Below are 14,061 nucleotides of genomic sequence, written 5' to 3'. Positions count from 1 at the left end.
GAAGGTACTATTATCTTCCCATTTTTATATAAGAGTTCTCTATGAGGGGTGTTTGACTATGAAAGGGAAAGTAAATGTAAAAATAGATAAGAAACAAGCAAAACCATGTAAAAGAGAAATAATCAACCCAGCGACCAATAAGATTATAGCGGAAGTGTTTGACTCGTCGCTTCAACAAGTAGAGGAAGCGGTAGGTAAAGCAAAGCAGGCTTTTGAACAAAGTGAATGGAAGAAAAATAAATCACTGCGTGTAGCGGTGCTTACGAAACTAGCAGACTTATTAGAAAAAGAAGCGAGTATATTCGCTGAAACAGAAACATTAAATACTGGCAAACCGATAAAAGAAGCGCAGTTAGATATTGAAGATACAATTAATTGTTTAAGATATTACGCAAATTTAATAGAAGAAAATCAGCCGTGGACAAAGAACATGTTCGACGACACAAACAGTAAAATCATTCAAGAACCTATTGGCGTATGTGCGCTAATCGTTCCTTGGAATTTCCCTTTGCTGCTTGGCATGTGGAAGCTGGCTCCTGCATTAGCAGCTGGAAATACGGTGGTGTTTAAGCCGTCAGAATTAACGCCACTTTCTTTTTTAAAGTTAGCTTCACTATGTAAAAAAGCTGGTATACCAGAAGGCGTGTTTAATTTACTTACAGGAGACGGTGAAGTGGGAAGTGCCCTTGTTGAACACAAAGACGTAGCCAAAGTCTCTTTTACAGGAGGATCAGAAACAGGCAAACGTATTTATCAGCAGTGCGCAAAAGAGATTAAAAGAGTTTCGCTTGAACTGGGAGGGAAATCTCCGCTTCTTATTTTTGAAGATAGCGAAATTGATGTTGCAGTAGACTGGACAATGTTTGGCTCATTTTTTAACCAAGGACAAGTGTGTGTAGCTTCATCGCGTATACTCGTACATGAGTCTATTTATAAGCCGTTTCTTTCTGCTCTTACGGAGGCTGTTGCTGCTATAAAAATTGGTAATCCGTTAAGAGAAGAAACGGAGATGGGTCCGGTTATTAGCAAGGAGCATCTGAATAAAATACAGAGTTTTATTAAGCTAGGTCAAGAAGAAGGTGCGAATTTATTAACAGGAGGAACGTTAATTGACTGCGAAGGTGGAAACTATATAACGCCAGCGGTGCTCGTTGACGTGGAGCAGCATATGAAAGTCGTCCAAGAAGAAATATTTGGTCCCGTCATTACCGTTCAATCTTTTTCAAGTGAAGAAGAAGCCATAGCACTTGCCAACGGCACGAGATTTGGTTTAGCTGCAGGGGTTTTAACGAATGATTTAATGAAAGCAGAGCGAGTTGCTGAACAGCTTCAAGCGGGAACGATTTGGATCAACGGCTACCATACGCCTCATATTGAAACGGCGTGGGGCGGTTTTAAAGAAAGCGGCATTGGCCGGGAGTTAGGCCCATCAGGATTAGCTGCTTTTACTGAAATAAAACATGTGAATACAAATTCCAAGCTAGCTCGAGCCAATTGGTATCAATAAAAGTGAAAGGTGGAAAAGGGATGACAACAAAAAGTGGTCTCGCCCATGATGATGTGCAGCCGATTGCAATGAATAAAAGAAGTATGGGCTTCTTCTCTACATTTTCCATGTGGATAGGAGCCAATGTGGTAGTAACGACCGTTTTTACCGGAATGCTGTTTGTACCCGATATGACCTTTTTAAAGGCATTATTTGTGATTGTGCTTGGCTCTTTAGTTGGTGCTATGCCGCTCGTGCTGATGGGGAATATCGGAACTCGAACCGGTCTTCCAACCATGGTTTTGATGAGACCTGCTTTTGGGCAAAGAGGAGCTATGCTTCCTGCTGCTGTTAATCTTATTACATTAATAGGATGGGCATGGATTCAAGCCTACATGGCAGGGCTAAGTTTAAATCATGCCGTCACCTTTTTGACCGGTTACAGCAACATCAATCTATTTACAATTCTTACTCAAGTACTAGTAGTAGCTATTTCTATATACGGACACAAAGGCATTGAAGCAACGGAAAAATTAGTAGCTACGCTTATGGTCATTTTAGCAACCGTTGTGTTTAGCTATTTGTTTATCGAATTTGATGCAGCAAAATTAATTCAAATGAAAGCAAGTGAAAACCCTGGTATTACAGGAATGTTAGCTTTTGATATTGTAGTAGCTACAGCTTTTACGTGGATTCCTATTGTTTGCGATTATAACCGAAACTGTAAATCTGAAAAAACGGGAATTGCGGGAACGTATTTAGGCTATAACGTTGCGACTTTGATTGCGATGGGATTAGGCGCAACGGTTTCCGGCTTTTCAATTCTCGGAAATATGACGCAAACGTATGACCCGGTAAATTTAATTGGCGCATATAGCCCGCTGTTGGGATTAGTAGCAGCCATCGTCATTTTTTTATCGGTGTTGTCAACCAACGTAATGGTACTGTATAGCGCAACAATGTCTTATTTGTCTATTTTTCCAAAGCAGCGCTTTTGGATACCGGCACTAACGATGGGAGTTGTCACAGTCCTAGGTTCTCTATTAAAAGAGTGGTTAATGACAAATTTTCAAAGCTTTTTGCTTATGATCGGCGTCTTATTTATTCCTATTATTGCGATTGTTCTTGTTGATTACTATATTATTCGCCGAAAACACTATGACATTTCAGCTATTTTAGATAAGGAAAATAAAATATATTGGTATACAAAAGGATTTAACCTTCATGTGTATGTATCCTACATAGTGGGGGCTGTATTTGCCTATTATTTTACGTACGTTCATCCGCTAGCCACAGGCGCAACAATCTTAGCTTTTTTATTTACAGGTGTTTTACACGTATCGTTAACCAAGCTTTCACAGCTCTCCATCCTTTACTCAAAGGGAATCGACAGAAATGCTTGATAGATATCTAAAAAAGACTGAATTATCTAAAATATATTGAAAGCTCCTGTTTAAAGGAGCTTTTTGTCTTGAAAATAGGTGAGAAATAAGCAAAAGCATGGGGAAGAGAAGTTCTTAATCCAGCCTCAAATAAAGTAATAACAATGTATTTGATTCTATAAGGGGTCTTTTCTATAATAAATGTAGGAAAACTTTCCAAAGGAGAATTTTATGCTCGAATTAGAGGCTATTCAAAGCAGGGCCATTGAAAAAACTAAGCATACATTGCTACAGGATATAAAAAGCGTATTAGGTGAACAAGACGAATGTCCGGATTTAGAGACGTATTTAACAGACAGGCACTCTTTTATTAAAAAAGCCTGGGGGACTGCGTGGAGAAAAATAGTTGTTTCTTCTGTATCTAAGAAAAACAGAAGATCGTATTTAACAGAAAGAGGCTTTGAGATAAAAGGATATAAACCTCAAGCTATCGATAAGTTATTTGCTAAAGAAACGAGAAAAGGTATAGAATTTGATGCTTTTTCTTGGTTAGAAAAGCAGTACGGAAAGGGCAATAAAGCAGAGTGGCTATCTCTATACGGAGAAGCAAGAGCTGAATTTGCCAAAAAAGAAGAAGAAAGAAAAGAGAAAGAAAGACAGCAAAGTATTAATGATCGAAAAGCCAGATATCAATTACAGTTAAATTTAGAAGCAGCTCCTATCTTGGAATCAAATAAAGAGCTGTATTACCTACATATAAGAGAACAGCTTTCACATCAGCTATCAAAAGACATTGAAACAAACTCAAAGTATATTGAAAACTATGCGCCGCATACTGAGCTTGAAGATGAATTAATAGAAAACGGTGATTTAACACGTCATGATTATGAAACGGTTCATGACTTTTTTCAAGAGCTCACCGGGAACGTAAGCTCAGAATTAGACAGATATTCAACGATTATCTTGTTTGAAACGTATGAAGATGTATACGAGGTATTTATCACGGATAAGATTTATGAAATCATTCCAACTATGATTATGGATGACCTTCCTGCTTCATTTAAAGAAGAGTATAAATCTTATACAAATGATTCAGTAACACGAATGGATATTATAAAAGCACTCAGAAGTGATTTATCGGATTTGGTCTATGAATATAAAAGAATGCTTGTAGAAGAAAAGCTTTCCGATGTACTAGAAGTTTCAGATCACAACTTAACGATCGAAGAGCATAAAAAGCGATATGCACAGCAGCTGGAAGAAAGACGATTACAACAAGAACGTGAACGTGAAGAAAAGAACAAACTGATTGAAGAAGAACAGCGACAGTTAAATTATATTTTTGGTGCAGAATACGAAATGGATCCAAGAAAAGAAACGGAATACATTCTTCATCTCGGTGATACAAACACAGGAAAAACGTATACGGCATTAAAGTCATTAAAGAAAGCTGCTTCGGGTAGTTACTTAGCGCCGCTTCGCCTGTTAGCTTTAGAAGTCTTTGAAAAGCTGAACAAAGACGGAGTTGCTTGTTCGTTAAAAACAGGTGAAGAAGAAAAGATTGTTGAAGATGCTCAGCACATGGCCGGTACGGTAGAAATGTTTAGTGAATTAGAACATGGCGATGTAACCGTAATTGATGAAGCACAGATGATTCAAGACCGAGATCGGGGGTTTTCATGGTATAAAGCCATAACGAGAGCTAATGCCAAACAAGTTCATGTGATCGGAAGTTTAAGCATTCGAAGTATGTTAGAAGAGATGTTAGACGGTGTAATCTCAGAAATTTATGAGTATGAAAGAGATATACCTTTAAAAGTAGATCTTCGAAATTTCAAAATTGAACAAGTGAAACCCGCAGATGCTTTAATTGTTTTCTCACGTAAAAAAGTGCTTCAAACAGCGGCTAAGCTAGAAAAAGATGGTCACAAAGTGAGCGTGATTTATGGAAGTATGCCGCCTGAAACAAGAAGAAAACAAATTGAGCAGTTCATTAATAGAGAAACAACTGTCATTGTGTCTACAGATGCGATTGGAATGGGATTAAACCTGCCGATTAGACGAATTGTGCTTTTAGAAAACATGAAATTTGATGGGCAAAAACGGAGATTGCTGACTTCTCAAGAGTTAAAGCAAATTGCAGGTCGTGCTGGAAGGAAAGGCCTCTATAATGTTGGAGAAGTTGCGTTCGCTAAAGATGCCAAGCAAATGAGAGAACTGTTATTTTCAACAGATGAGCAAATCAGCAGATTTTCAATTGCGCCTACTTCGGATATGCTAAGAAGATTTAAAGAATATCATCATGACCTCGGAACGTTTTTTGACATGTGGGCTAAATTTAAAAATCCAAAAGGTACACAAAAATCAAATCTGGCACAAGAACGTGAGCTTTATGAGGAAGTGAAAGACACGCTGATTGAAGCGAAAATGCCCATTGTTGATTTATATGGTTACTTGCAGCTGCCGTTTTCAGCAAAAGAAAGCTCTTTGAAAAAGCAGTGGGTGGCTAGCATGAATGCAATTGTTAACAGAGAAGAATTACCTGAACCAAGGATAATAGAAGGTTCACTGGAAAAATTAGAGCTGTCTTATAAGGCGATTGGCCTGCATCTTTTATTTTTATATCGAATGGATAGAAGACCGGAAGCTATTTACTGGGAGCGTGTCCGAGAAGAGCTTACAAACAAAATACATGACGTATTAAGAAAAGATATGAAAAAATTTAAAAGAACGTGCAGTGCGTGTTCTAAAGACCTTCCTTGGAATCATGATCATGCGATATGCGATTCATGTTTTCATAAAAGATTTCGCAGAAGACACGGGGACGACGGTTTTAATTACTAAGATGTAGTGATAAAAAAAGAGGCTTGTATGAACGTATGTTAGTTAAAGGAAGATCCGAACGAGTTCGATTCTCGATTGAGAATCCAATTCGTTCGGCTTTTTTTATTGTGAAGATAGCTTTCATGTGTTTCGTTCCTTCTAGCAGTTGATTGGAGGGCAAGGCAAAGACTCCTGCGGGAGAAGCGGAACAGGTGAGACCCCGCAGGAGCGTAAGTGACGAGGAGGCTCAGCGGCCGCCCGCGGAAAGCGACGTCTTGCACGGAAATCAACTGCGGTGTAACAAGTACCCCATACCAAATCATTTATCCTATTTGTTCATCTTTAGATGAGATTGATTTAGTTAAGTCTCAACCTCACTTTTCGTATAAGCTTTTCATCTTTTTATTATAAATTTCTGCGTCAAAGCAGATTTTTGCAGAAAAAAGGCGGAAATGTATAAGCGCTCATCTTGTAAAAAGAGCAATAAATTATTATGATATAAGATGGAACTTATATTTTAAAGGATTCCGTGATTTTTTTGTTGGGCGGACGTGTATTGTCTTAGAGTAAGTTTGCTATCATTCATTATGTTAAAAGCAGCACTTTTAAATAGAGATACGGTTCGTAATAGAAGGGAAGAGGATGATGACAAGTCATAACAAAGAAAACAAAGCTGCAGTCGAGCAGTACAGTAAAGGGAAAATTTTGTGGCAATTAACCCGTCCTCATACGTTAACGGCATCGTTTGTACCCGTTTTGATTGGAACAGTTCTAGCTATGTTTTATGGCCATGTGAACGTTTGGATGTTCCTAGCGATGCTTTTTTCATGTTTGTGGATTCAAATTGCGACGAACTTATTTAACGAGTACTATGATTTTAAACGCGGGTTAGACACAGAAGACTCCGTAGGAATTGGAGGAGCCATCGTCAGACACGGAATGAAGCCGAAAACGGTATTAAATTTAGCACTGATTTCTTATGGAATTGCTCTTATTTTAGGCGTATATATATGTGCAAACAGCAGCTGGTGGCTTGCTTTAGTTGGATTAGTAGGTATGGCGATTGGTTATTTGTATACAGGCGGACCGCTTCCGATTGCGTATACGCCGTTTGGAGAGTTATTTTCAGGTCTGTGCATGGGCGCGATGTTCGTGTTGATTTCATTTTTTATTCAAACGAATACCGTAACGTCTGAAAGCATCTTTGTATCACTTCCGATTGCGATTTTAGTAGGCGCGATTAATTTGTCTAACAACATTCGTGATATAGAAGAAGATACAAAAGGAGGACGACGTACGCTAGCTATTTTATTAGGTTCTAAAAATGCGATTAGATTTTTAGCTGCTTTGTTTGGCATTGCGTATATTTGGACCGTTGCATTAGTGGTATTCTTCGATATTAGCCCTTGGATTTTCTTAGTGTTTCTTAGTGCACCTAAGCCAATTCAAGCCGTACAGGCATTTGTACGCGGAGAGCTTATTGCGATGAAAGCAACTGCTCAAACAAATACGTTTTTTGGATTTACTTTATCAATTGGGTTATTAATTGGCTATTTAGTAAGCTGATTGTGTTGAAAAAGCCTGTCTTTTTAAAGACAGGCTTTTTGTTATGCTCCAGTTATTTTTTCTTTTACGGCGTTAATAAATGCGTTCATATTTTCAGAAGATGAAAAGCTGGCTTGAGCTTGTTTTGGTCCGCCGCCGCCTTTTCCATCGTAAAGCGGAAGCAGCTCTTTATAAAGCTCTCCGCATTTTACCTCACTGCCGCTGTGAGCCAGTAAGACTTTTTGATCACTTGAAAAAGCAAAAAGAAGCGTTGTATCAGGCGTTTGAAGAAGCTGCTTTGTCAAAGCTTGCACATCTTTTAGTGTACGATTTTCAAAGTGATGGTACAGAAATGATCCTTCTTTTTTGGCTTCTAATTCACTTGCTAAATAAGCTGCATTTTCATTTTTTAATTCTTCTAGTTGTTTTTGCAGCTCTTTTTGTTCAGTCTCCAATTTTTTAATGCGTTCTATAACTAATTCACGGCTTGTGCTGAATTTATTGCTAAGTTCTGCTACGATTTCTTGAGACTGCTGATAATCAGCTAATGCACGCATACCGCATTTAAAAAAGAGGCGTGTATTGCCGCGCTGCTTTTCCGTTTTCGTAAGTTTAATGAGACCCAGCTCTCCAATTTGGTTCACATGAGTACCGCAGCAGGCAGAAACATCAATGCCTTCAATTTCTACGATGCGTACCACTTCGTCTTCTAGCTCGGGCACTTTGCGAAGCGCAAGAGTATGTAAGTCTTCCTTTTTCACTTCGTACGTTTTAATGGGGCGGTTGCTGTAAATAGCGTCGTTTACAACTTTTTCAATGTGTAATAGCTGCTCATGAGATAACTGAGGCACATTTAAATCAATAGAGACAGCTTCGCTTCCTAAGTGAAAGCTAACGGTGTGAATATCATATGTATCGATTAATAGAGCCGAAAGTAAGTGCTGTCCGCTATGCTGCTGCATATGATCAAAGCGGCGGTGCCAATCAATTTCACACGTGACGTTCGTTTGTGCAGGCAGTGTATCAACGAGATGATAGACTTCTCCATTTTCTTCGTAAACATCTTTTACGTCGATTCCGGCAATAGTACCGTAGTCAGAAGGCTGTCCGCCGCCTTCTGGATAAAAAACGGTTTGTTTTAACGTTAATGCGTAGCCAGTTGAAAGAGCGCGCGTCTCTGTCACTTCTGTTTCCCACGTTTTTATGTAGGGATTGCTATAATAAAGTCTTTCTGTCATGTTCATCATCCTTTCTACTAAAACCATATCTAACTTTTTCTATAGTATCAGAAATATGTTTCTTCGAACATGGATAAGCTAACTTGTAATAATAAAACTGGGTGGGACATATGAAAAATATTGTTTATATTTATACGCGTGACTTAAAAAGGATTTTTACCAATTGGGCGATGATTATCATTGTGCTGACGCTTATGATTCTGCCGTCTTTTTACGCATGGTTTAATATAAAAGCATCTTGGGATCCATACGGGCGGACTGAAGGTATTGCCATTGCAGTAACGAGCGAAGACGAAGGTTCTACGATAAGAGGGCAGCACGTAAACGTGGGAAAAGATATTATTGCAACGTTAAAGAAAAATAAAACGCTTGGATGGACGTTTGTCTCCAAAGAAAAAGCTGATCACGGAGTAAAGCACGGAGACTATTATGCAAGTATTGTTATTCCAAAAGATTTTTCACAAAAGCTTGGTACCGTTCTTCAAGATCGTTTGGAAAAGCCGGTCATTATTTACAAAGTAAACGAAAAAATAAACGCCGTAGCGCCTAAAATTACAAGCAAAGGAGCCAGCAGCTTAACACAACAGATTAGTGAAAAATTCGTCAAAACAGCGAATGGAGCCATTTTTTCTGTTTTTAACGAACTCGGTATTACCCTGCAGCGGAATTTACCGACCATTCAACAAGTTGAACAACGGATTTTTGAGCTTGAAAATCGTCTTCCTGAAATTAAAAAAGTAATTAATGAAGCGAATGACACCACTCAAAAAGCTGGAGCTATTGTATCGAAAGCTCAGGCCGCTCTTCCTGAAGTAGAGAGATTAACAGCTGACGGCGCACAGATGACTCAGCAGCTAAACACTTTTTTAACTAAAAGCGATGAAGTGTTAAAAAACGCTGAGCCAACGATCAGCGAAACGCTGCACCGTGTTCAACAACGAGCTCTCGGAGTTCAAGAATTGAAGAATCAGCTGATGGAAAAAGATATAGCGCCGGCTGAAGTCAGCGCAGCAGCGGAACAGCTAAAAGTGCAGTTAACAAAACAAGTTGCTGACACAGGAGAGATCCTTACGCTTCTTACGGATTTAAATGCGGTGTCTCAAGGGAACGTTCTTTCACCGGTTATTAACCAAATAAAAAGTGTACATACGCTTATACAGCAGCAGCTGTCGGATGTAAACGACTTACAGCAGCAAACAAAAAATGGAGATGCACCAGATCCAAGTGTGCTTGAGAAATTCAGCTCTCGCACCGACCAAGCTGTTTCTAAATTAAATACGTTAACGAATTCGTATTCTTCTACGATTGTGCCGGCTATTGAACAAGCTATCAAAGAAGCGAAAGATAAAACAGCAAGCGCAAACGCACTGCTTGATGAAGCCAATAAAAGCATGCCGGATGTTTCGAACGTGCTGTCTAAAACAGCGAGTGGCATTTTGCTCGGACAGCAGGAGCTTGCGAAAATAACAAAAGACTTTCCGCGAATTGAACAAAACGTGCACAATATAGCGGATAAAATACGCGAATTTCAGCGAAAAGAAAACATTGAAGATATTATTAATTTGTTAAAAAACGATGTACAAAAAGAAAGTGATTTTTTTGCTAAGCCGGTTCTTTTAAAAGAAGAAAGACTTTATCCCATTCCGAACTACGGCTCGGCTATGTCGCCGTTTTATACAACGCTTTGCTTGTGGGTCGGGGCTTTGCTGTTAGTTTCAATTTTAAGCGTAGAAGTAGCGGATGAAGAGCGGTTTAAAAGCTATGAAGTCTATCTTGGAAGACTTTTAACGTTTTTGTCTATTGCTCTTGTGCAAGCTTTTATTGTGACGCTAGGCGATTTATTTTTAATCAAAACGTACGTCGTAGACAAAGTGCCTTTTATCTTTTTAGGCTTGCTGTGCAGCTTCGTGTTTATGACGATTGTCTATACGCTTGTAGCGATATTTGGCAATGCAGGAAAAGCGATGGCGATTGTTTTGCTTGTGCTTCAGCTTTCTGCTGCAGGCGGTACATTTCCGATTCAAGTCGTGCCTGCTTTTTTCCAAGCACTCAATCCGTTTTTGCCATTTACCTACGCAATAAGCATGATGAGAGAAGTTGTAGGAGGCATGTTAGCGGATATAGTAAGAAAAGATGTTACCGTTCTTCTTTGCATTTGGCTTGGCGTGCTGCTCGTTGGCATTTTTCTTCATAAGCCTCTTAGTAAAACGAGTGCAAAATTAACAAAAAAAGCGCGTGAAAGTAAATTAATTCATTAAAAAAAGGTTTTGGGTTTCCAGACAGAACAAAATGCGGTAGTGTAGATAGAAAGGAGTGATAAGCATGGGTATATTAGATGGACTATTAGGAAATGCATCAGAAGCAGATATAAGAGGAACTGAAAAAGATTTACAAAACATTTTAATTGCCAACGAGCGAGTGGAACAAGCGTATAAAGTCATTCGCGATTTGATGGTGTTTACGACGAAACGTTTAATTATCGTTGATAAGCAAGGAGTGACGGGAAAGAAAACAGATTATCATTCCATTCCTTATAAGACGATTACCCATTTTAGTGTAGAAACGGCTGGAACGTTCGATTTAGATGCAGAATTAAATATTTGGGTATCAGGTTCTAGCGCGCCGATTTCAAAAGAATTTCGTAAAGATAAAAGCATTTACGACGTGCAAAAAGTATTAGCATCTTATGTATTGAATTAAAAAGTTGAGCCATGAAAAAATGGCTCGACTTTTTTTGTGTGTAAAACAAGAAAGCATAGCAGTCTTGCATACAGTCGTTTGAAAATACTCAGGCTGTTGTCCATTCCTATTGCCATTTTACTCATTACTGAAATGCATGAAAACGATTTACATAATGAATTATACAGAATAAAAAAACCGTGATATGCTTTTTTTAGAGAAAAAAGGAAGTGACCAACTGTGAGCTATACCGTAATTGGAACATCAGCTTTTCGCAAAACAAATGTTGCGCTTTTTGCAGCAGGCTTCAACACATTTTCAATTTTATATTGTACACAGGCCATTTTACCTGAATTTTCTAGAGAATTTGGGATATCTCCGGCTTTTGCGAGTTTATCTCTTTCGTTAACGACCATCACGCTTGCTGTTAGTATGCTTTTTTTAGGTTCTTTATCGGAAGTGTGGGGACGAAAGAAACTGATGGGCCTATCGTTAATTTTTGCGTCATTGCTATGCATCATGACAGCATTTAGCTCTACCTTTGAAACGCTGTTAGTTTTTCGCGTTATTCAAGGAATCGTGTTAGCAGGGTTGCCTTCTGTGGCCATGGCTTACTTAGGAGAAGAAATTGAACCCGGAAGTTTAGGAAAAGCGATGGGGATTTATATAAGCGGAAACGCCTTTGGAGGCGTAGCGGGAAGACTTATGACAGGAGTGCTCACGGAGTATTTTAACTGGTCTGTAGCTCTTGATGTTGTAAGCGCAATCAGCTTATTGGCCACATTTGTTTTTTTTATGAACTTGCCTGATTCACAGAACTTTACTTCTCGGTCATTTGAACTTCGTCAGCTTACTAGCTCTCTTCGCAGTCATCTTCAAGATAAAGGGATGCTTTGTCTTTTTGCTATTGGTTTTGCACTGCTTGGAAGTAATGTAGCTTTATACAATTATATTGGATACGCTTTATCTGCTCCTCCGTATTCTTGGAATCATACTCTTGTAAGTTTTATTTTTGTCATTTTCTTTGTAGGAGTATTCAGCTCAGTCTGGATGGGGACGCTGGCGGATCGATACGGTCGGAAAAAGGTGCTGTTATGTACGATTGCTGTTACGCTTATAGGTTCAATCGTTACGCTGCATCCCGTTTTATGGATAAAAATTACCGGGCTTTTGCTGCTGACGTTTGGCTTTTTCGGAAGTCACTCCATCGCCAGCAGCTGGGTAGGAAGAAGAGCAACGCATGACAAAGCGCAGGCTTCGTCTTTATATTTATTTTTTTACTATGCAGGATCGAGCATTGGAGGGACTGCGGCTGGCTTATGCTGGAGCGCGTACGGCTGGAAAGGTGTGATTGCTCTAATTGGTGTGTTTCTTACAACAGCCTTTTTCTTAGCTGTTCGTTTATCAAAAATGCCGGCTCAGCAGACGCACGTTCACTAAGAAAATGTAAAGACATATAGCTATTGATTTAAAAAAAGAGGCCGGTACAAAAGGATTTTAGCCCAAGTGAAAAACGAACCATTGATCAACATGTTTGATTAGTGGTTCGTTTTTTTTGTTATGGTGAACATAGTTTCATCTGTTTCGTTCCTTCTAGCAGCTGATTGGAGGGCAAGACGGAGACGCCCGCGGAAAGCGAAGTCTTGCACGGAAATCAACTGCGGTGTCGCAAGTAATTTATACTAGCTACTTTAGTCTTTAGATTGAAGTAATTTAGTTATGTCTTAATTTCATTCCCTAGTTTAAAAGCTGAATAAAAAGCTCCGCTACTTTTTTATGAGCGCTGTTAGCAGGATAGATATAAGAAAAGCGGCGCTTAAAAGGAGCGGTGTTAACATTGAGAATCGATAGGTGCTTTTGTTCTACATCTTCTTTAATAGCACAAAGCGAGAGTACAGACATTCCTAAATCGTGAACAATCGCTTCTTTAATTCCTTGATTGCTGCTGATCGTTAGCATGCTTTTCATTTTTAAACCGTTGGACATTAGAACGTGATCTAAATATTCTCTTGTTCCAGAGCCTTTTTCACGCGCTACCCACCGCTGATTTTGTAAATCATCAATTTCTACTTTTTTAAGCTGAGCCAAAGGGTGATCCACTGAAGCAACGATGGCAAGCTCATCGTCCATAAAGGACTGAATATGTAAATCGGACTCTTCCGTGTGACCTTCAATAAGCCCTACATCCACTTTGAAATGACGAACAAGCTGAGCAATTTCCTTTGTATTACCGATCGTCACTTCTACATCAATATCAGGATATTGTTCACGAAGCTTTGCTAAAAAGGAAGGAAGAATATATTCGCCAATTGTAAAGCTGGCGCCAATCGTTAGCATTCCTTTGACACGGTGATGGTGTTCGTAAATATCTCGTTTCGTATGCTCATATATTTGAATCATTTGTTTAGCACGATCGTATAAAATTTCGCCGCTGGGTGTGATTTTTAACATTTTAGGTGAACGCAGGAACAGGGAAGTTTGAAATTCTTTTTCGAGATTTTTGATGTGTACGCTTACGCTTGGCTGTGAAATCATTAATTTTTCCGCAGCTTTTGTAAAGCTTTGCTCTTCTACAACAGAAACAAACGTCTTTAACGCATCATAGTACATAGAGTACGGCTCCTTTTATATTAAAAAAATTAATTATAAACATTATAAAACATTATTATGGTAATAACTAGAGGCACTTGGTTAAGAAAAGTAAAACAAGGTGCTGACTTAAAGGAGTATGTTAGCTTGCAACGAAGGCAGCCTGCGTAATTTGTTTACAGTTATTTTTATTTCATCTATAAAGCTATTAAACACTTTTTTTGTCATCTATTTGTAACAAAAGTAAAAAAAGTACTTGTTTTTTCCAGAAAACATACTATAATATTAACTGTAATGCGATAAGTAATACAGTTAATAC

At 38.8% G+C, this 14,061-nt stretch carries 9 protein-coding genes; 7 read left to right on the top strand and 2 right to left on the bottom strand.

Annotated elements, in window-relative coordinates; translation table 11 throughout:
• Nucleotides 1–58 precede the first annotated feature (58 nt).
• From ACWATA_RS13200 to ACWATA_RS13185, 4 genes are all read left to right on the top strand, one after another.
• Entirely contained in the window at nucleotides 59–1,507 is a 1,449-nt protein-coding gene (locus ACWATA_RS13200; protein WP_473049914.1) for an aldehyde dehydrogenase family protein, read from the top strand.
• 20 nt (nucleotides 1,508–1,527) lie between these two features.
• Nucleotides 1,528–2,889, top strand: a complete 1,362-nt coding sequence (locus ACWATA_RS13195; RefSeq protein ID WP_473049913.1) for a purine-cytosine permease family protein — start codon at nucleotides 1,528–1,530, stop codon at nucleotides 2,887–2,889.
• A 210-nt stretch (nucleotides 2,890–3,099) separates the two neighbouring features.
• Nucleotides 3,100–5,712 (top strand): helicase-related protein, encoded by a 2,613-nt coding sequence (locus tag ACWATA_RS13190; protein ID WP_473049912.1) that lies wholly within the window; start codon nucleotides 3,100–3,102, stop codon nucleotides 5,710–5,712.
• 624 nt (nucleotides 5,713–6,336) lie between these two features.
• The gene (locus ACWATA_RS13185) at nucleotides 6,337–7,257 is read left to right on the top strand and encodes a 1,4-dihydroxy-2-naphthoate polyprenyltransferase (protein WP_025752322.1); all 921 of its coding nucleotides are present in this window, start codon (nucleotides 6,337–6,339) and stop codon (nucleotides 7,255–7,257) included.
• A gap of 41 nt (nucleotides 7,258–7,298) precedes the next feature.
• Here the strand turns inward: ACWATA_RS13185 and ACWATA_RS13180 are convergent, their stop codons facing one another.
• Complete coding sequence (locus ACWATA_RS13180; protein ID WP_473049911.1) at nucleotides 7,299–8,474, bottom strand: alanyl-tRNA editing protein; 1,176 nt, start codon at nucleotides 8,472–8,474, stop codon at nucleotides 7,299–7,301.
• Between the two features lie 110 nt (nucleotides 8,475–8,584).
• Here ACWATA_RS13180 and ACWATA_RS13175 point away from each other — a divergent pair, with 110 nt between their 5' ends.
• The 3 genes from ACWATA_RS13175 (at nucleotide 8,585) to ACWATA_RS13165 (ending at nucleotide 12,593) form a co-directional block, all read left to right on the top strand.
• The gene (locus ACWATA_RS13175) at nucleotides 8,585–10,732 is read left to right on the top strand and encodes a YhgE/Pip domain-containing protein (RefSeq protein WP_473049910.1); all 2,148 of its coding nucleotides are present in this window, start codon (nucleotides 8,585–8,587) and stop codon (nucleotides 10,730–10,732) included.
• A gap of 64 nt (nucleotides 10,733–10,796) precedes the next feature.
• On the top strand, nucleotides 10,797–11,174 hold the full coding sequence (locus ACWATA_RS13170; RefSeq protein WP_028413413.1) for a PH domain-containing protein: 378 nt from the start codon (nucleotides 10,797–10,799) through the stop codon (nucleotides 11,172–11,174).
• Between the two features lie 219 nt (nucleotides 11,175–11,393).
• A complete protein-coding gene (locus ACWATA_RS13165; RefSeq protein ID WP_033578934.1) occupies nucleotides 11,394–12,593 on the top strand; it encodes an MFS transporter in 1,200 nt (399 codons plus the stop codon).
• Between the two features lie 297 nt (nucleotides 12,594–12,890).
• On the opposite strand, the gene ACWATA_RS13160 is transcribed toward ACWATA_RS13165, so the two are convergent.
• On the bottom strand, nucleotides 12,891–13,763 hold the full coding sequence (locus ACWATA_RS13160; RefSeq protein ID WP_013083080.1) for a selenium metabolism-associated LysR family transcriptional regulator: 873 nt from the start codon (nucleotides 13,761–13,763) through the stop codon (nucleotides 12,891–12,893).
• Nucleotides 13,764–14,061: the final 298 nt, after the last annotated feature.

The sequence above is a fragment of the Priestia sp. USM5 genome (assembly GCF_058323215.1).
Note: the sequence above shows the minus strand (reverse complement) of the source record. Positions and strands in the feature narration are given on the sequence as shown.